This is a genomic window from Pseudomonas fildesensis (assembly GCF_001050345.1).
In the GTDB taxonomy this organism is placed as follows: Bacteria; Pseudomonadota; Gammaproteobacteria; order Pseudomonadales; family Pseudomonadaceae; genus Aquipseudomonas; species Aquipseudomonas fildesensis.
In genome coordinates this window covers 136,432-153,957 of the sequence record NZ_LFMW01000017.1, presented here as the reverse complement: position 1 = coordinate 153,957, position 17,526 = coordinate 136,432, and the positions used below count along the sequence as shown (strand labels likewise).

Annotated in this window: 14 protein-coding genes and 1 pseudogene; 8 read left to right on the top strand and 7 right to left on the bottom strand. The window is 61.9% G+C overall.

The window, feature by feature from the left end; genetic code table 11:
- The first annotated feature begins 11 nt into the window (after window positions 1–11).
- Window positions 12–2,168 carry a lipase family protein gene (locus tag ACR52_RS22705; protein ID WP_048729698.1) on the top strand — a complete coding sequence of 719 codons (2,157 nt, stop codon included), beginning with the start codon at window positions 12–14 and terminating at the stop codon, window positions 2,166–2,168.
- 9 nt (window positions 2,169–2,177) lie between these two features.
- Here the strand turns inward: ACR52_RS22705 and codA are convergent, their stop codons facing one another.
- The 5 genes from codA to ACR52_RS22680 all read right to left on the bottom strand — a co-directional run bounded on the left by codA (window position 2,178) and on the right by ACR52_RS22680 (window position 7,726).
- Complete coding sequence (codA, locus tag ACR52_RS22700; RefSeq protein WP_048729695.1) at window positions 2,178–3,413, bottom strand: cytosine deaminase; 1,236 nt, start codon at window positions 3,411–3,413, stop codon at window positions 2,178–2,180.
- A 27-nt stretch (window positions 3,414–3,440) separates the two neighbouring features.
- Window positions 3,441–4,646 (bottom strand): PucR family transcriptional regulator, encoded by a 1,206-nt coding sequence (locus tag ACR52_RS22695; RefSeq protein WP_048729694.1) that lies wholly within the window; start codon window positions 4,644–4,646, stop codon window positions 3,441–3,443.
- Window positions 4,643–5,911: a cytosine permease gene (gene codB / locus ACR52_RS22690; RefSeq protein ID WP_048729691.1), complete on the bottom strand. Its 1,269-nt coding sequence runs from the start codon at window positions 5,909–5,911 to the stop codon at window positions 4,643–4,645. The genes ACR52_RS22695 and codB overlap by 4 nt, the downstream gene beginning before the upstream one ends.
- A gap of 281 nt (window positions 5,912–6,192) precedes the next feature.
- The gene (queD, locus tag ACR52_RS22685) at window positions 6,193–6,549 is read right to left on the bottom strand and encodes a 6-carboxytetrahydropterin synthase QueD (RefSeq protein WP_048729689.1); all 357 of its coding nucleotides are present in this window, start codon (window positions 6,547–6,549) and stop codon (window positions 6,193–6,195) included.
- A 97-nt stretch (window positions 6,550–6,646) separates the two neighbouring features.
- Window positions 6,647–7,726 (bottom strand): hypothetical protein, encoded by a 1,080-nt coding sequence (locus tag ACR52_RS22680; protein ID WP_048729687.1) that lies wholly within the window; start codon window positions 7,724–7,726, stop codon window positions 6,647–6,649.
- A 159-nt stretch (window positions 7,727–7,885) separates the two neighbouring features.
- Between ACR52_RS22680 and ACR52_RS22675 the strand changes: the two genes are divergently transcribed.
- The 4 genes from ACR52_RS22675 to ACR52_RS22660 are packed head-to-tail and all read left to right on the top strand — an operon-like array spanning window position 7,886 to window position 10,483.
- Window positions 7,886–8,188: a PepSY domain-containing protein gene (locus tag ACR52_RS22675; protein ID WP_048729686.1), complete on the top strand. Its 303-nt coding sequence runs from the start codon at window positions 7,886–7,888 to the stop codon at window positions 8,186–8,188.
- Entirely contained in the window at window positions 8,188–8,499 is a 312-nt protein-coding gene (locus tag ACR52_RS22670; protein ID WP_048729684.1) for a PepSY domain-containing protein, read from the top strand. Before ACR52_RS22675 ends, ACR52_RS22670 begins: the two co-directional genes overlap by 1 nt.
- Entirely contained in the window at window positions 8,499–9,167 is a 669-nt protein-coding gene (locus ACR52_RS22665) for a response regulator transcription factor (protein ID WP_048729682.1), read from the top strand. Before ACR52_RS22670 ends, ACR52_RS22665 begins: the two co-directional genes overlap by 1 nt.
- Window positions 9,164–10,483, top strand: a complete 1,320-nt coding sequence (locus ACR52_RS22660) for a sensor histidine kinase (RefSeq protein ID WP_048729680.1) — start codon at window positions 9,164–9,166, stop codon at window positions 10,481–10,483. Before ACR52_RS22665 ends, ACR52_RS22660 begins: the two co-directional genes overlap by 4 nt.
- An 86-nt stretch (window positions 10,484–10,569) precedes the next feature.
- On the opposite strand, the gene ACR52_RS22655 is transcribed toward ACR52_RS22660, so the two are convergent.
- Window positions 10,570–12,717 carry a methyl-accepting chemotaxis protein gene (locus tag ACR52_RS22655; RefSeq protein ID WP_048729678.1) on the bottom strand — a complete coding sequence of 716 codons (2,148 nt, stop codon included), beginning with the start codon at window positions 12,715–12,717 and terminating at the stop codon, window positions 10,570–10,572.
- Between the two features lie 332 nt (window positions 12,718–13,049).
- Here ACR52_RS22655 and ACR52_RS22650 point away from each other — a divergent pair, with 332 nt between their 5' ends.
- The 3 genes and pseudogenes from ACR52_RS22650 to ACR52_RS31850 all read left to right on the top strand — a co-directional run bounded on the left by ACR52_RS22650 (window position 13,050) and on the right by ACR52_RS31850 (window position 16,146).
- Window positions 13,050–14,369: a Na+/H+ antiporter family protein gene (locus tag ACR52_RS22650; RefSeq protein ID WP_161799314.1), complete on the top strand. Its 1,320-nt coding sequence runs from the start codon at window positions 13,050–13,052 to the stop codon at window positions 14,367–14,369.
- A gap of 97 nt (window positions 14,370–14,466) precedes the next feature.
- Window positions 14,467–15,288: pseudogene (locus ACR52_RS31855) on the top strand (cache domain-containing protein); the annotation flags it as partial.
- A 36-nt stretch (window positions 15,289–15,324) separates the two neighbouring features.
- Window positions 15,325–16,146 (top strand): methyl-accepting chemotaxis protein, encoded by an 822-nt coding sequence (locus ACR52_RS31850; protein ID WP_406955523.1) that lies wholly within the window; start codon window positions 15,325–15,327, stop codon window positions 16,144–16,146.
- A gap of 5 nt (window positions 16,147–16,151) precedes the next feature.
- On the opposite strand, the gene trhP is transcribed toward ACR52_RS31850, so the two are convergent.
- Window positions 16,152–17,471, bottom strand: coding sequence for a prephenate-dependent tRNA uridine(34) hydroxylase TrhP (trhP, locus tag ACR52_RS22640; protein WP_048729673.1), 1,320 nt, complete (start codon window positions 17,469–17,471; stop codon window positions 16,152–16,154).
- Window positions 17,472–17,526 lie beyond the last annotated feature (55 nt).

Below are 17,526 nucleotides of genomic sequence, written 5' to 3'. Positions count from 1 at the left end.
AGGAACCAATCATGAAGCAGGACGCATGGAAGCAACCTTTTTTCAATGACAAGATGCCTGCCTGCTCATTGCGGGGACATTGGGTAAGCTTTTGTCTGGTAGATGAAGCCGGTAGCGGAAAGGCATATGGCGGCCTTTCATTCACGGTCTACGACAGTACAGGACGTAAGTACGAGGGCAGGGTGAATGGAGATGGATTTGCCAAGCTGCAGGACTTTTACTGTGGCCCAGTGGTTCTTCTGTTGGAGGGGCGGTATTGCGGGACAGAAGAACTGTATGACCGACTGAGCAAGCGCATAACGTACAAACTACCCATCACCGAACTGCAAACCCGCGCCGAGCAGACACGCTTTTCTACAGCTGACGGTCGACGAATTGAGGGTAATCCAGCCAAGCAGCAAGCGGACCGGTTTTATCAGGTTGAAGTGAGTGACTTGGTTCGTCATAACGCTCATTTACCGCCTGTAGCAACTACGCCGTACCGCCCTCAACGGCATGCACTGAAAATGATGGCCGACCTCGGATTCGGCCCGTCTCAGCCGACCCTCTCAGGGATTGTGTTGTTCCCCAATCAACACACCGTACTCGAAGTACGGCCTTTGCGAGCCTTGCGCCCGATTATCTCCGTCGATGATCAATTCTGTGCCTTGAACCTGTACCAGTTGGCGCTGATGTCTGCCCTGAGCTACTGCGATTTTGGTCAACAGCCTCCCAGGAAGCCGGTGGATCAAGTCACCTTTGCGATGGACCCCTCCGTCGGAAATCTGTTTTCAGAAAAGCTCTCGGGATACCACGAAGCCTGGCGAATTGATCCCGAACAGGCGCAACGTTTTTATCCTGTTTATGAAGAGGTCCCTTACTCCAAGCGATTCGAGATCCTGCCCTTCGATCCTGAGCTTTATCCACAAAACAATCCGGAACTGGGCGATGAGCAGGAACACCCTGCGAGCCTGCACTTTTTCGATGATGAAAAACTCGGTACTGACACTCAGGCTTTTATCACTCATCACGACGAGGTGATCCTGATCTCTGTGCGTGGTACAGCCAGTGGTGCCGATGCGCTGCGCGACGCAAATGCCCATCAGGTGAGCTTTGCCGAAGGCGTTGGCAAGGCACACGAAGGTTTTTATCAAGCTTATCGGGCTATGCGCAATTTCGTGCTGCGCTACCTTGATCAGTTTCACCAAGGACAACGTATCGTCATTTGTGGCCACAGCCTGGGCGGCGCCATCGCGTTGCTTTTGGCAGAAGGGCTGCGGCGGATTCCTGATCGCGGCTACAACATCCTCCTATACACCTACGGGGCCCCCCGCGCCGCGGACTCCGAATTCACCTCCGGCGCCTCCACCCTGGTCCACCACCGAATCGTCAACTACAACGACCCCGTCCCCAGTGTCCCCGCTACCTGGATGAACACCACCGCCAAACTCTGGATCCCCGGCGCCGTGACGTTATTTAGCGCCCCCGGTGCCGGTGGCCTGCTGTTCGCCGCCGGCCTGGTACGCGTGGGTGGAAACGCCTATCAGCATCACGGCGAACAACAGCATTTCATGCCGATCATGCTCCCGGACGGCACGCATTCTTCGGTGCTGTGGACACCCGGTTGTGAATCCATCGAGGAGGCGGGGTGCAATCGCGCGTTGCAACTCCAGGGCGATATGCCCCACCGCGACAATTTGCTGAAACAGCTGTTCCAGGCCAACCAGCACTTCATGACCGCCAGCTACATCCCTGCCGCCTGGGCCACGTTGCGCCGCTGGCAACAAACCCTGGACAGCCAGGGGCCTCTTGTCACACCGAGAGAATTCGAGTTGCTCGACCACGCGCTTGAGACCATGCGTCAACAACTGCGCGACAAGAACCGAGAACTCGAGCATCGTCGCCCGGCGAATCAGCGAAGCCATGCACATCAACACAACCAGGCCTTGAACGCCGAGATCGAACGCTTGAACGCCAGCCGTCACCGCCTGCAAAGCCTGCGCTGGCGTCGCCTCAAAGCCCGCGATGTGTACGGCAGTCAGGCCCGCTCCGCCAACCTGCAACCCAGTCTCAATCGCTGGTTCAGCCATCGTGAGAACCGTGAGTTGTCCCAACATGCCAGCATCCCGTCGCCCTCCCACAACGACGGGGGGAGGGCGCAGACACTGGATATCGATTCGATCGTCTGACCACGTTTCTTACAAAAACTCCACCTGCGCCGGCTGCCGCTTCATCAAAACCTCACCATTGCGGATCGAGTACAACGGCAGGCCCTGGCTGCGAATCACCTCGTAGTCGCTGTCTGCCGACAGAATCAGCAGGTTGGCCGGTCGACCCGGTTCCAGGCCGTATCGGTCACCCAGGGCCATGGCTTTTGCACTGTTGTCAGTAACCAGATCGAGGGCGCTTTGCAGGTTTTTGTAGCCGAGCATGTGGCAGATGTGCAAACCGGCTTCCAGTACCCGCAGGATGTTGCCGTTGCCCAACGGGTACCAGGGGTCGACGATGGAATCCTGGCCGAAACAGACGTTCATGCCGGCTTCCAGCAGTTCGTTGACGCGGGTGACGCCTCGGCGTTTAGGAAAGCTGTCGAAGCGGCCCTGCAAGTGAATGCTTTCGGTAGGGCACGACACGAAGCTGATCCCGGAATGCCCCAGCAAGCGGAACAGTTTGGCGCAGTAGGCATTGTCGTAGGAACCCATGGCCGTTGTGTGGCTGGCGGTGACGCGGGCGCCCATGTCGCGGCTGCGGGCTTCTTCGGCCAGCACTTCGAGGAAACGTGAGTGTGGGTCGTCGGTTTCGTCGCAGTGCACGTCCACCAGGCAGCCGGTGCGTTCGGCCAGGTCCATCAGGAACTTGACTGAACTCACCCCTTGGTCGCGGGTGTACTCGAAGTGCGGGATGCCGCCGATCACGTCGGCGCCCAGGCGGATGGCTTCTTCCATCAGTTCCCGGCCATTGCGGTAGGACTCGATGCCCTCTTGGGGAAAGGCGACGATTTGCAGGTCGATCAGGTGCGTGCTTTCTTCGCGCACTTCGAGCATGGCTTTCAGGGCGGTGAGGTCCGGGTCGGTGACGTCGACGTGGGTGCGCACATGCTGGATGCCATGAGCGGCCAGGGCTTGAATGGTTTTTTTGGCGCGGGTCTTGGTGTCTGCCTGGGTAATGGTGGCTTTACGCTCGCCCCAGCATTCGATGCCCTCGAACAGAGTGCCGCTCATGTTCCAGCGCGGCTCGCCGGCGGTCAGGGTTGCGTCGAGGTGAATATGGGGTTCGACGAAGGGTGGAATCACCAGGTTGCCGGCAGCGTCCAGGTCGTCAGCGCCCACTATTGGCGCTGTTGATTGTGGGGTAATGCTGGCGATCCGGCCGTGTTCCAGGTGCAGATCATGCAGGCCTTCACGGTTGCGCAGGCGGGCGTTGATGATGTGCATGGGCAAGTTCCTCTTGGCTAAAAACAATCAGGCAGACAGCCGCCAGATCATCAGCGCGATGCCAATGTCCAGGCGGTCATAAGCGTTATCCAGCGTCAGCCCGCACAGGGCTTCGATGCGCTGGACGCGGTGAGTCAGGGTGTTGCGGTGCACGGCCAGGCGCTGGGCGGCGGCCATCAGATTACCATTCTCGTGAAACCAGGCTTCCAGGGTCGGCATCAGGCTCGGGCCATGGTGCAGGTCGTGGCGCAATAAGGGGCCCAGGCGCTCGTTTAGAAATTGGTCGAGCAGGGCACGATCCCGCACGCCGCTGAGCAGCTTCAAAACGCCCAGTTCGTCGTATACACAGAGCCCGGCGCGCTCACTAAAGCGCCGCGCGGCGGCCAGCGCCTGGCGCGCTTCGTCCTGCGCCTGGGCCAGGCGCGCGGGTGGGTGTGCGGCGGCGCTCAAGCCGATAAACAGTTTCAAGGGCGCCAGGCGCAGGTTCAGCGGATTCAGCCAAGTGGCCAATTGCTGACGATTGGCCAGCGCCGCGCCGGCATCGGTGGCCGGCAGCAGCAATGTCCATTGCCCTGCGCGGCCGACTACCGGTATCGATGCTGAAAACTGGCGCAAGCGCCGGGTGATCGCTTCGTGTTGACGTGCCAGCTGCGCTTCTACCTGTGCGGTATCATCTTGGTCAAACAGCGCCTCGCCACCCTCCAGTTGCAATTGGACAACCTGCCAACGCCCCGCCAGCGGCATGCCCAGTTGCGCAGCGCGGTGCAGCAGCAGGTCCAGGGACTGATAGTCACCGGTGAGCAGCCGCTCCAGTACATCGTGCCGCGAGCGTCCAAGTTGTTCGGCCTGGATCAGCGCGGAGCCGATGGCCTGTGTCACCAGGACCATTTTCAGCGAGTAGGGCTGCTCAATCAGCGGCATGCCGGCGGCTTCGGCGGCATCCAGCAAACGCTGGGGAATTATTTGGATATAGGCCGGCCCGGTGAGAATCACCAGTCCGGCGACCTGGCGCTGACAGGCTTCCTCCAGCAGTTGCAGCAAGTTGGCTTCATCGCGCGGGTGATTGATGCCGGTGACGAACACCAGTTCACCCCCGAGCACCCACTCGGCGATCCCGCTGTTTTCCGCGACGTACGGCCAGCGCACAGCATTATCGAGTCCGGCCGAACCGGCGCGCAGGCGCATCGACTCCAGGCCAGGCAGGGCCAGCACATCGGTAACGGTCAGGCTCATGCCTGGGCGTCAGCCAAAGGTGCCCGCACGCGCAGGACGGCGGTGAGCACGATGTAGGTCAACGACGCCGCGGCAATCCCCACCAAAGGCGCTACCCACGGCGAGTTGAACGCCAGCACCGTGCCCACGGCATACGCCACCAGCCCCGGCCAGTTGAACGCGGGCAGGTGCACATCGGCCAGGCGCGGGTAGTGGCCGCGATAGCGGTAGAAGAAATCCGCCATGATCACCCCGCCAATCGGCGGGATCACCGTGCCGAGCAGGATCAGGTACGGCACCAGAAGGTCGTACATGCCCAGCAGGGCGAGCAGGGTGCCGATCACGGCGCCTGCCAGGGTCACCGTCTTGCGGCGTTTGGTGCGCAGCAGGTTGCAGCCGGCCACGGCGAAGTTGTAGATGGTGTTGTCCTGGGTACTCCAGATATTGAGCAGCAACATCGCCATCGCGGCCATGGCGAAGCCTTGCAGCAGCAACACTTCCACCACGTCGGGTTGCTGATAGACGATGGCGCCATAGGCCCCGATCAGCACCATCAAGCCATTGCCGATAAAGAAGCCGATCAGACTGGCCAGCACCGCGACCCTGGCCGAGCGGGAAAAACGCGTCCAGTTGGTGGCCTGGGTCGCGCCGCTGACAAAGGTGCCGAACACCAGGGTGATCGCCGTCGACAAGTCCAGCTCAGCAGTCGGCACCACTGCCAGCAGGCCGTCCAGGCCGCCGACCTTCACGGTGGCGACCCACATCGACAGAAACAGCAAAATCCCCATGGCCGGCACCGCGATGTAGGACAGAATTTCCAACCCGCGATAGCCCACGTACGCCGTCGCACAGAACACCATGCCGAACAGCACCATCAGGGCCAGTACGCTGGCATCGCTTAACTCGAAATACTTGCCCAGGACCACGGCAGCAGTGGCGGTGCCCCACGCATACCAGCCGATCTGGGTGAAGCCGAGGATCAAGTCGCTGAGCTTGCTGCCCACCTCGCCGAAACAGAAGCGCCCCATCAACACTGAGTTCAAACCGCTCTTGAACGCGATGTAACCCAAGCCTGCGGCGTAGATACCCAACAGCAGGTTACCCAGGGCCACGACGCCGAGCATGTCGAGGAAACTGAACGCCACCCCCAGCTTGCCGCCGGCAAACATGGTCGCGGTAAAAAACGTGAAACCCAGCAGCACCATGGCGGTTGAGGCCAGGCCCTTGCGGGCATGCATGGGGACTTCGCTGAGGGGGTAATCGTTACCCGGTTCTTGCTGCGTCATGTGCCTTGCTCCCTGAATGAGTGACGCAGGCCTATTGCACCGCGCGTGCCATATCGGCGGAAGTGACACACGCACGGCGGGCGCTGTGCACCGTGCACAGTATTTATAGCCAAGCAGGGGAGAAACGCAGGTTGGTGTGTTCGCGGTGCCCTGTCAGGCACGAAAGCGGTGCAGCGGTGATACAAATTGGATCAGTCGAACAGCGTCTTTGTGGCAGGACGAAGGGCACTATGGCAGCCATAAAAAAACCACCGCAAGGGTGGTTTTTTCACATCGCCGGTTTATTCACCGCGATAGATGCAGCCGCTGGTGCAGGTCTCATGGATGCGGATCGCGCTGAGTTCCGGCAGCAGAGGTTTCAACTCGGCCCAGATCCACTTGGCCAGCACTTCGCTGGTCGGGTTTTCCAGGCCGGGGATGTCGTTGAGGTAGTTGTGGTCGAGACGTTCATAGAGCGGCTTGAAAATAGCCTTGATCTCCGAGAAGTCGCGAATCCAGCCGGTATGGGGATCCAGGTCGCCGCTCAGGTGGATCGCCACCTTGAACGAATGGCCATGCAGGCGCCCGCATTTGTGGCCTTCGGGCACGTGCGGCAGGCGGTGGGCGGATTCGAATGTAAATTCCTTGAAGATTTCCACAGTATTTTCAGCTCGGTCAGGTATCTGGCAGGCGGCGAGTTTAACAGCTTGATCCGTCACCGGGCATACCGTCCCTCCGTAGGAGAAATGCGCAGCTTCAAAGCGCCTGCAAGCGCTCGCCCAGCCCACCGTTATCAGCCAGTTGCAGAAACTCATCCCCCAACCGCTGGCTTTCGCTCATTGCTGTCTGCCAGTACTTGTGACGACTCGCGTCATCGCCCATGAAGCGCTTGAAGTCGCTGCGGTCCGGCAGCTTGCCGTGGGGCAGGCGGGCCAGGTAGTCCTTGGACGGCGCCAGCAGCAGCACGTCCTGCAAGCCCTGTTGACTGCTGCGCCGCCACGGCAGGCCCTTGTCGAACCAGCCGGGGACGACCCGGTCGGTAAAGTGCGGGTACAGCACGATATCGTCGCCGTGGTAGGGCAAGTCGAGGTGGTAGTCCAGCAGGCCGCCGTCGCGGTAGGTGCCGGCGCCGGCGCCCGGCAGGTCGCGCACGCCTTGCATCACCATGGGGATCGAGCCGGACGCCAGCAACGCCTGGCGCAGGTTGTCCAGTTTCAGGTCAAGGAAGCGCGACGGGAAATCCTTCAGCGGGTGCACCGGTGGCGGCTGGCGAGGGTCGTGGATGATCAGCCGTTCGAAGTGCCGCGACAACCGCGCGCGGCCGCGCAGGTTGTCGGCAATCACCGAGGACAGGCCCAGGCCAAGGCGCCCGCGGTGGTCATCGGCGAGCAGGCCGTGGCTCTTGACCACCATGATGTTCAGCCGATAGTCGGAGTTGTCCAGCACCCGCGCGTCGCGTCCGGCCAGCAGGTCATCGAGCATGCGTTGGCAGCTCTGGCTGACTTGCGCCATGGTCACGCCTTTGGCAAAGCGCTGTTCGTTGTACAGGCGGCCGAGGTCGAGCAGGCCTTGCACCGGGTCGGGCAGGCAGGCGCTGGCAAAACGCCAGGAGCCGATGGACGCACCGATCAGTGCCCGTTCGCGTGGCGCGCGGGGTAGCCAGTCGCCAAACAGCGCCAGGTCCAGGCCCTGGATACCCAGCGCCTTGGGGCCACCGGCCGCGCCGGGGAGGATGCCGACATCGGCAGGCTTGAGGCCTTGCTCACAAATACGTGCAAAGGCGCGCTTGCCGGCCTTGAGGGTCAGGGCGGGAAACTTGATGTGGATGGCTGTCATACCGGTCTCTTGTGAAGCGAGCAGGGCAGTATAAAAAATCTCGCACGGTGAGGGGAAAAAGCGGCCCGAGGAAATTGCCATGGTGGCAATTCAGTTTCAGTTAAGTTGCAGCGGGTAGGGTGGCCCGGTAGGAAAAGCAACCTGAAAGGGAGACTCATCATGAAGCGTCTCACAGCGCTGGTCGCCGCCGGCGTCATCACCTCACTGGCGGCCCACGCCCAGGCAATGGACCCCGACAAACCACTGAAATTGCCTGGCACTGTTACTATTGTCGCCTTCGATCAACTGGAAGCCACGGCCCTGGCCTTGCACCCCGGTTCGACCTTGCTGGACACCGACCTGGACGAGGCCTACGGCCGGTACCTGTACCAAGTCGAGCTGGAGGATGCCAACGGCATCGAATGGGACGTTGAATTGGACGCGCTCACCGGGCGCGTTCTCAAGAATCATCAGGATACGTAATGACGGTATATCGACGCGCCGCTAGCCTGGTGGTGGCGGTGCTCCTGGTTTTTTGCTCAAGCCTGGCAGCCCGCGACCTTAACCAGGATGAAGCCTTGGCGCTGCGCCAGCAGGGGGTGATCCTGCCGCTGGAGCAACTGTTGCAAAAGGCCATGGCACGCTATCCCGGCTCGCGACTGCTGGAAGCGGAGCTGGAAAAAAAGCACGGCCAGTACGCCTATGAAGTGGAACTGGTGACCACCGAAGGCGTGGTGCGCGAGATTAAACTCGACGCAGCGACCGGTGCGCTGATCAAAGATGAGGAAGACTGATGCGCCTGCTTCTGGTGGAAGACAACGTACCGCTGGCCGATGAACTGCTGGCCGGCCTGCAGCGCCAGGGCTATGCGGTCGACTGGTTGGCCGATGGGCGTGACGCGGTGTATCAGGGCCGCAGCGAACCCTACGACCTGATCATCCTCGACCTCGGCCTGCCCGGCTTACCGGGGCTTGAGGTACTGGCCCAATGGCGCGCCGCCGCGCTGGCCACGCCGGTGCTGATCCTTACCGCCCGTGACTCCTGGGCCGAGCGCATCGAAGGGCTCAAGGCCGGCGCCGACGATTACCTGAGCAAACCGTTTCACCCCGAAGAACTGCACCTGCGCATCCAGGCACTGTTGCGCCGCTCCCATGGCCAGGCCAACCAGCCAACCCTGCAAGGCGCCGGCCTGCACTTGGACGAAGGCCGCCAATGCGTGCTGCGCGATGGCGAAGAGATCCAGCTGACCGCCGCCGAATTCCGCCTGCTGCGCTATTTCATGTTGCACCCGGAACAGATTCTGTCGAAAAGCCATCTGGCCGAGCATTTGTATGACGGCGAGACCGAGCGTGATTCGAATGTGCTGGAGGTCCACGTCAACCACCTGCGGCGCAAGTTGGGCCGCAGCGTGATTGAAACTCGGCGCGGCCAGGGTTACCGGTTCGGCGCCAGCCCTGCATGAAGTCGATCCAGCGGCGGCTGAGCCTGGGGCTGATCAGCGTGATGGTGATCGTCGGCGTGGTGCTGGCGCAAACCAGCCTGTGGTTGTTCGAGGCGGGTTTGCAGCGCTACCTGGAAGCCGGTTTGCGCAACGACAGTGAGAACCTGCTGGTGGCGCTGGTGCGCGGGCCCAACGGTGTGCAGCTGGATGAACAGCGTTTGTCGCCGGCCTATCAGCGGCCGTTTTCCGGGCATTATTTCCGAATCGATTTTGCCGATATCCACTGGCGCTCCCGCTCGTTGTGGGACCAGGAACTGCCCCGCCTGCCCGCGGCCGGGCTCAAGGGCAACTTGCAGTTGGGGCCGGAAGGCCAGCAGCTGTTGGTGTTGCGGTCGGACTACAAGCGTTTCGGCCAGTCGATTTCCATCAGCGTGGCGCAGGACTACACGCCTGTGCGCGAAAGCTTTCGCCTGATGCGCCAGATCGGGTTGGTGCTGGGGCTGGCGGCGCTGCTGCTGGTGCTGATCCTGCAACGGGTCACCGTGCGCCGCGCGCTGCGCCCGCTGGAAACGGCGCGTAACCAGATCGCCCAACTGCAACAGGGCCAGCGCTCGCAACTCGACACCGAGGTGCCGCTGGAGCTGGAACCGCTGGTGGCGCAGATCAACCACCTGTTGGCCCACACCGAAGACAGCCTCAAGCGCTCGCGCAATGCCCTGGGCAACCTCGGCCACGCGCTGAAAACCCCGCTGGCGGTGCTGTTGAGTGCGGCCTCAAGTGAAGCGCTCAAGGATCACCCGCAACTGAGCAAGTTGCTGCGCGACCAACTGGAGCAGGTGCAACAACGCCTCAACCGCGAACTCAACCGCGCGCGCCTGGCCGGCGAAACCCTGCCCGGCGCGTTGTTTGACTGTGAAAAAGAACTGCCCGGCCTGCTGGCCACGTTGAGCATGGTCCACGGCGAACACCTGGACCTGAGCTACCACGTCGCACCGGGCCAGCAATTGCCCTGGGACCGCGAAGACTTGCTGGAGCTGCTCGGCAACCTGCTCGACAACGCCTGCAAATGGGCGGACGCCGAAGTGCGCCTGAGCATCAGCGAGACGCCGCACAGCTACCTGCTGGCGGTGGAAGACGACGGCCCCGGCATTCCCGAAACCCAGCGTGACCAGGTATTCAGCCGTGGCACGCGCCTGGATGAGCAGATTGACGGCCACGGCCTGGGGCTGGGAATCGTGCGGGACATCGTCGAGGTGTGGGGCGGGGTGTTGCAGTTGCAGGAGAGCGAGTTGGGCGGGCTCAAAGTGCTGATCGAATTACCCAAGCGCCAGTCCTGACGGACCGAAAATCCAAACGCGGAGATCGGCTTTATTGTGGCGAGCGGGCTTCCTGTGGCGAGCCCGCTCGTCAGAGGCAAAGGCTCTTACACCCTGAACTGATCCATGAGCCCCTGCTGCTGATTCGCCAAACGGTTCAACGCCTGACTCACCCGCGCCGACTCATTGGCCTGCTCCGACAGCGACTCGGTCACGTCCCGAATCGTCGCCACATTGCTGTTGATCTCCTCGGCCACGGCGCTTTGCTCTTCGGCGGCGCTGGCGATTTGCAGGTTCATGTCGCTGATCACCGTGACCGCCTCGCCAATCTGGCGCAAGGCGGTGACGGCCTGGCCGACTTGTTCGACGCTGCCCTGGGCCTGGCGATAGCTGTTGCCCATCGAGCCGACCACCTCTTGAGTGCCGCTCTGCAATTGCTCGATCACCAGGCGGGTTTCCTCCACCGACTCCTGGGTGCGTCGCGCCAGGTTGCGCACTTCGTCGGCCACCACGGCAAAGCCACGGCCGGCTTCACCGGCGCGGGCGGCTTCGATGGCGGCGTTGAGTGCCAGTAGGTTGGTCTGCTCGGCGATGCCGCGAATCACTTCCAGCACCGAACCAATCTGCTCACTGTTGGCGGCCAGCCCCTCAACCTGGGCCATTGCCGTGCTCATGTCTGCCGCCAGATGCCCGATGTTGGTGGTGGTGCGGTCGATCACCGTCAGGCCGTCGCGGGTGGCCTGGTCGGCATCGCGCGCGGCTTGAGCGGCTTGGGCGGCGCTACGGGCCACGTCCTGGGCGGTGGCACTCATTTCATGGGAGGCGGTGGCCACCTGGTCGACCTGGCGATACTGCTGTTCCATGCCGGCGCTGGTTTGGCTGGCAATCGCGGCGGACTGGTCGGCGGTGCCTCGGGCGTCCTGCACCGAGCGTTTGACCTCGGCGATGATCGGTTGCAGTTTGTCGAGGAAGCGGTTGAACCAGCCGGCCAACTGCCCCAACTCGTCCTGCTTGTCGTAGGCCAGGCGACGGGTCAGGTCGCCTTCGCCGCTGGCAATGTCTTCGAGCATGCGCGCCACGCCGAGGATCGGGCGGGTCACGCTGCGTGCCATCAGCCACACCAAAACCAGGCCGATCACGGCGGCCAGCAGGCCCAGGCCCAGTTCAAGCAACGTTCCGCGGGTGTTATCCGCATCCAACTGCGCTTTCAACGCTTCGGCCGGTCCGACCAGGACTTTTTCCGGCACATCCAGCAACACGCCCCACGGCTTGCCGTCGGGAATCGGCTCGAAGGGCGCGAGTACTTTGAGTTGGTGGTCGGTGCGCAGGCTGTGGATCTGCGTGCTGCCGGCCAGTGCGTTGATCAGTTGCGTGCCGCTGGCGGTGTCCACTTGGTCCAGGCGCTGGCTGAGTTTGCTGGCATCGGCGCTGTAGCCGGCGAGCAAACCGGTGGGGCTGAGAATGCTGACGTGGGTCTGGCCGTCATACAGCTTCTGGCTCGCCCTTAGGCTGACGGCTTGCAGACTGTTGAGGTTGATGTCCGCCGACAACGAGGCGATGACTTTGCCATTCACCATCAGCGGAAAGACGATGCTGGTCATCAACACGTTCTGCCCGTCGATCCTGTAAAAGTACGGTTCGATCACGCACGGCTTGAGGGTGGTACGAGGGCAGGTGAACCAGGCATTGGCTTTTTCGCCGCTGGGGCCGACGCTGGTGTCGGACATGTCGCTTTCGGGCAGCGACATCGACGTGAGCTTGCCGGGCCTCGGCTGCGACCAGTACAGGGCGAAGCGGCCCTTGTCATTACTGCCCAGCTCCGCCTGGTCGGCGAACAACTCATCCTTGCCGTCCAGCGCATTGGCTTCGAACACCAGGGACAGGCCGAGCAAGTCCGGGTTGGCCTGCAAGGCTGCCTTGACCTGGCGGGTCAGGTCTTCGCGCAGGTCGAACGCATCGAGGAAGCGCTTTTCAGCCTGCTCGCGCAGGAACAGCACCTGGCGGGAAAACCCGTGGCCGTACTGGTAAGCGTCCATAAACTGCTGGCGAATGCCCAGCGCCTGCACTTCGCCCTGTGCCTCGATACGCGCTTGGGCGGCTTCATCGAGCATCTGCATGCTCGACGCTTGGACCTGTTGCGAACTCTGCTCCATGCGGTACAGCGACAGGCCCACCAGCAGGGTCACGATCCCCAGCAGGCAAAGGCCGGCGAGCAGGGTGATTTTCCATTGAATGGAGAGCTGTCTGAGGGACATCGAGGAGCATCCTTAACCTTAAAACACAGAGAGCCTTTGTATCGGCCGCTGTAAATTTTTCTTTATTCAAACGTTCATTTTAAAGCTGCTCTTGTGGCGAGGGAGCTTGCTCCCGCTGGGGTGCGCAGCAGCCCTAAAAGCCGACTCCAGCTGCGCTGTCGAGCGGGAGCAAGCGCCCTCGCCACAGGTTTTTTGACATGAGTGCCTGCCTGCTGCAAAGTGCGCGCCCTCTAATAAGACCTCCTTAAAGCCTGCACGCTGGCTGCCGTCTCCGATGGCCGCCCGGTCGCGGGCATGCCTGTTTTTTATGTTTCTGTCTTGAGGTATCCATGATTAACGCAGTCATCGCCGCGGTCGGCACCATGCTGGTGCTCAGCTTGTCCCGCGTGCATGTAGTCATTGCCATCATCGTTGGCGCCCTGGTGGGTGGCTTGACCGGCGGCCTGGGCATCGACGCGACGCTCAAGGCGTTCAACGGTGGGTTGGGCGGTGGGGCGACCGTGGCCTTGTCCTACGCACTGCTCGGTGCTTTCGCGGTGGCGATTGCCAAGTCAGGACTGGCCCATGCACTGGCGGACAAGGCGCTGATGCTGGTTGACCGCCAGGAAGCCACGGGTGGCAGCCACGTCAAATGGCTGCTGATCGGCCTGTTGTGGGTGGTGGCGATTGCCTCGCAGAACATCCTGCCGATCCACATCGCGTTTATCCCGTTGCTGGTGCCGCCGCTGTTGTATGTGCTGACCAAGCTGCAACTGGACCGCCGCCTGATTGCCTGCGTGATGACCTTCGGCCTGATCACCCCGTACATGTTCCTACCCGTGGGCTTCGGCAATATATTCCTCAACCAGATCCTGCTGGCCAACGTGGCCAAGAGCGGTGTCGACATCAGCCAGGTCAACGTCACCCACGCCATGGGCCTGCCGGCGCTGGGCATGGTGGTCGGCCTGCTGGTGGCGGTGTTTGTCAGCTACCGCAAAAAGCGTGTGTATGACCTGGAGAAAATCGAGCGGGTCGAGCAGGTGGCGGTGCAGTACAACCCGCTGACTCTGCTCGTGGCCGGCCTGGCGATTGCCTCGGCGTTCATCATTCAGCTGTGGTTGGACTCGATGATTATCGGCGCCCTGGCCGGGTTCCTGATCTTCTCGGTGTCGGGCATCGTGCGCTGGCGTGAAACGGACGACCTGTTCACCGAAGGCATGAAGATGATGGCGATGATCGGCTTCATTATGATCGCCTCTTCGGGTTTTGCCGAAGTACTCAAGGCCACGGGTGACGTGCGCTCGCTGGTGGAAACCTCGGCGGCATTCATCGGCCATAGCCGTGGGGTAGGGGCGTTGCTGATGTTGCTGGTGGGCCTGTTGGTGACGATGGGCATCGGCTCGTCGTTTTCCACGGTGCCGATCCTCGCGGCGATTTTTGTGCCGTTGTGCGTGCAACTGGGGTTCAGCCCGCTGGCCATCGTGTGCATTGTTGGCACAGCCGGCGCCTTGGGCGATGCCGGCTCGCCCGCGTCGGATTCTACCCTCGGGCCGACCTCCGGCCTGAACATCGACGGCCAGCACCACCATATCTGGGACACCGTGGTGCCGACGTTCCTGCACTACAACATTCCGTTGCTGGCGTTTGGCTGGATTGCCGCCATGACGCTGTAACCCACAACAAGCCCAGTCACCACAAATAGCTTTTGTCCTACAGAATTCGGGCAATTGGCCGCTAACCTCTCAAGTCGCCTAACAAGAGAGAAAAGCCATGCGTCTGAGTTTAAAGGCCAAAGTCCTGTCCCTCGCCGTAGTGCCGGTGCTGCTGTTTGCCTTGGTGATCAGCCTGACCACCGTGTGGATTCTCCAGGGGCAAGCGCGCAACGAGGTGGATGAAACCCGCCAGCGTTTGCTCAACAACGCCAAGACGACCCTGCAAAGTTATGTGGAAGTGGCCATGAGCACCATCAAGCCGCTCTACGATGCAGCCGCCCCCGGCGACATCGCCGCGCGGGCTCAGGTGGTCAAGCTGCTGTCCAATACCAGCTACGGCAAGGACGGTTACTTCTTCGGCTACGACTCCGAGACCATTCGCCTGTTCAAGGGCAACAGCTCGGACGGCGTCGGCAAGAGTTTCAAGGACAACCGCGACCCCAACGGTGTCTACGTCAACCGCGACCTGGTCAAGGTCGGCAAGGACGGCACCCACTACCTGCAATACAGCTCGACCCAGCCCGGCCAGACCGAACTGGTGCCCAAGCTCGGCTACACCGAGTACCTGTCCAAGTGGGACATGGTCATCGGCACCTCCGTAAACCTGGATGGCATCGAAGCCCAGGTGGCAGTAGTCGAGGCCAAGGTCGAGAAACGCATGGAAGGTGTGCTGCTGAGCATTCTCGGCGTGGCCGTGGTGGTGCTGCTGGTGATCGCGGCCGTGGGTATGCTGCTGGCCAATACCATCCTGCGCCCGTTGCACCTGATGAAAGCCAACCTGGATGACATCGCCGCCGGTGAAGGCGATTTGACCCGCCGCCTGGCCATCACCAGTCACGACGAACTGGGCGATCTTGCTGGCGCGTTCAACCGTTTTGTCGACAAGATCCACGGCCTGGTACGCCAGATCACCGAAATGACCTCGCAACTCACCGGGCTGGTGAGCCAGGTGTCCGACCAGGCCCAGCGTTCGGAACAGGCCATGGAACGCCAGCGCCACGAGACTGACCAGGTGGCCACCGCGATCAACCAGATGTCGTCTGCTGCGCAAGAAGTTGCGCGTAGTGCTCAAGGTGCCTCGGTCGCCGCCCAGCAAACTGACGTGGAAGGCCAGTCCGCCAAACGCGTGGTCGACGGCAGCATCGCGCAGATACATGCGCTGGTGAACGATATCCGCAGCAGCGGCGTGTCCCTCGACAGCCTGCAGCAGGATGTGTCGTCGATTGTCAGTGTGTTGAGCGTGATCCGCTCGATCGCCGAACAGACCAACTTGCTGGCCCTCAACGCCGCGATCGAAGCCGCGCGGGCGGGGGAGGCCGGGCGTGGGTTTGCCGTGGTTGCCGATGAAGTGCGCGCCCTGGCCAGCCGCACCCAGAGCAGCACACAGGAAATCCAGGGCATGATTGACCGCCTGCAAAAAGGCACCGAAGCCGCCGTCGACGCCATGCGCCGTTCCAGCGATGCCGGCGAAGGAACCTCGGCCCAGGCCAACCAGGCCGGCGCGTCGCTGGACACCATGGCGCAACTGATCGGCACCATCAACTCGATGAACGCGCAAATTGCCAGCGCCGCCGAAGAGCAGACCGCGGTGGCCGAAGAGATCAACCGCAGCGTGCACCAGATTGCCGTGGCGGTTGACAGCGTGGCCGATGAAACCCAACTGGGCGCCCAGACCTCCCGCAGCCTGGCGGACCTGGGCCAGCGGTTGGGGCAATTGGTCGGTCAGTTCAAGATCTAGCGCTTTCAGACATCGCGCATCAGCAGGCCGAAGCGCAGGTCCATCTCGGCCGGCAGGGGCACATACACTGTGTGCCCGTCGCCTGGCGCCACTTTGATGGCTTCGCCCTTGGCGTTGTGCAAGGTGGCCAGGTCAAAGTGAAAGTTGCCGGCGGGCGTCATCAATTCCAGGTGATTGCCCACGGCAAAACGATTCTTCACCTTGACCTCGGCCAACTCGCCCCGACGCTCGCCGGTCAACTCCCCGACAAACTGCTGACGCTCCGATACCGAGCTGCCGTTCTGGTAATTCTGGTATTCATCGTGCACGTGGCGGCGCAGGAAACCCTCGGTGTAACCGCGCTGGGCCAGGGATTCCAGGTCGGTCATCAGGTTGCGGTCGAAGGCGCGACCGGCCACCGCATCATCAATCGCCTGGCGATACACCTGGGTGGTGCGCGCGCAGTAGAAGTGGGATTTTGTGCGGCCTTCGATTTTCAGCGAATGCACGCCCATCCGGGCCAGGCGCTCCACATGCTGCACCGCCCGTAGGTCCTTGGCGTTCATGATGTAGGTACCGTGCTCATCCTCGAAGGCGGGCATCTGCTCGTCGGGGCGATTGGCCTCCTGCAACAGGAACACCTGATCGGTCGGCGCGCCGATGCCCAGCGTTGGCTCCGGCTGATATTCCTGGACGATATCGCCGGTAGCGTTTTCCACTGCCGGTGTGGCCTGGTATTTCCAGCGGCAGGCGTTGGTACAGGAACCCTGGTTGGCGTCGCGCTTGTTCATGTACCCCGAAAGCAAGCAGCGCCCGGAGTAGGCCATGCACAAGGCGCCGTGCACAAACACTTCGAGTTCCATGGCCGGCACCTGCTGGCGGATTTCGTCGATCTCCTCCAGTGACAGTTCCCGCGACAGAATCACACGGCAGATGCCTTGCTGCTGCCAGAACTCCACGCTGGCCCAGTTCACCGTATTGGCCTGCACTGACAAGTGGATTGGCATCTGCGGGAAGTGCCGCCGCACCAGCATGATCAACCCGGGGTCGGACATGATCAGCGCATCCGGGCCCATGGCGATCACCGGGGCCAGGTCCTTGAGGAAGGTCTTCAGCTTGGCGTTGTGCGGCGCGATGTTCACCACCACGTAAAAACGCTTGCCCAGCGCGTGGGCTTCCTGAATGCCGAGGGCCAGGTTGGCGTGGTCGAATTCGTTGTTGCGCACGCGCAGGCTGTAGCGCGGCTGGCCGGCATACACCGCATCGGCGCCGTAGGCGAAGGCGTAGCGCATGTTTTTCAGGGTGCCGGCGGGGGCGAGCAGTTCGGGGGCAAGGATGAGAGGCATGAGTATCGGGCCGCAAAAGGCCGCGAGCGTAGCCGAAGGTCCGCGAGGCTTTATT

Excerpts from the sequence above, each read along its gene's own strand:
- ACR52_RS22705 (WP_048729698.1), top strand. The coding sequence starts at position 12 with ATGAAGCAGGACGCATGGAAGCAACCTTTTTTCAATGACAAGATGCCT.
- codA (WP_048729695.1), bottom strand. The coding sequence starts at position 3,413 with ATGCACATCATCAACGCCCGCCTGCGCAACCGTGAAGGCCTGCATGAT.
- ACR52_RS22695 (WP_048729694.1), bottom strand. The coding sequence starts at position 4,646 with ATGAGCCTGACCGTTACCGATGTGCTGGCCCTGCCTGGCCTGGAGTCG.
- codB (WP_048729691.1), bottom strand. The coding sequence starts at position 5,911 with ATGACGCAGCAAGAACCGGGTAACGATTACCCCCTCAGCGAAGTCCCC.
- ACR52_RS22680 (WP_048729687.1), bottom strand. The coding sequence starts at position 7,726 with ATGACAGCCATCCACATCAAGTTTCCCGCCCTGACCCTCAAGGCCGGC.
- ACR52_RS22675 (WP_048729686.1), top strand. The coding sequence starts at position 7,886 with ATGAAGCGTCTCACAGCGCTGGTCGCCGCCGGCGTCATCACCTCACTG.
- ACR52_RS22670 (WP_048729684.1), top strand. The coding sequence starts at position 8,188 with ATGACGGTATATCGACGCGCCGCTAGCCTGGTGGTGGCGGTGCTCCTG.
- ACR52_RS22665 (WP_048729682.1), top strand. The coding sequence starts at position 8,499 with ATGCGCCTGCTTCTGGTGGAAGACAACGTACCGCTGGCCGATGAACTG.
- ACR52_RS22660 (WP_048729680.1), top strand. The coding sequence starts at position 9,164 with ATGAAGTCGATCCAGCGGCGGCTGAGCCTGGGGCTGATCAGCGTGATG.
- ACR52_RS22655 (WP_048729678.1), bottom strand. The coding sequence starts at position 12,717 with ATGTCCCTCAGACAGCTCTCCATTCAATGGAAAATCACCCTGCTCGCC.
- ACR52_RS31850 (WP_406955523.1), top strand. The coding sequence starts at position 15,325 with ATGACCTCGCAACTCACCGGGCTGGTGAGCCAGGTGTCCGACCAGGCC.
- trhP (WP_048729673.1), bottom strand. The coding sequence starts at position 17,471 with ATGCCTCTCATCCTTGCCCCCGAACTGCTCGCCCCCGCCGGCACCCTG.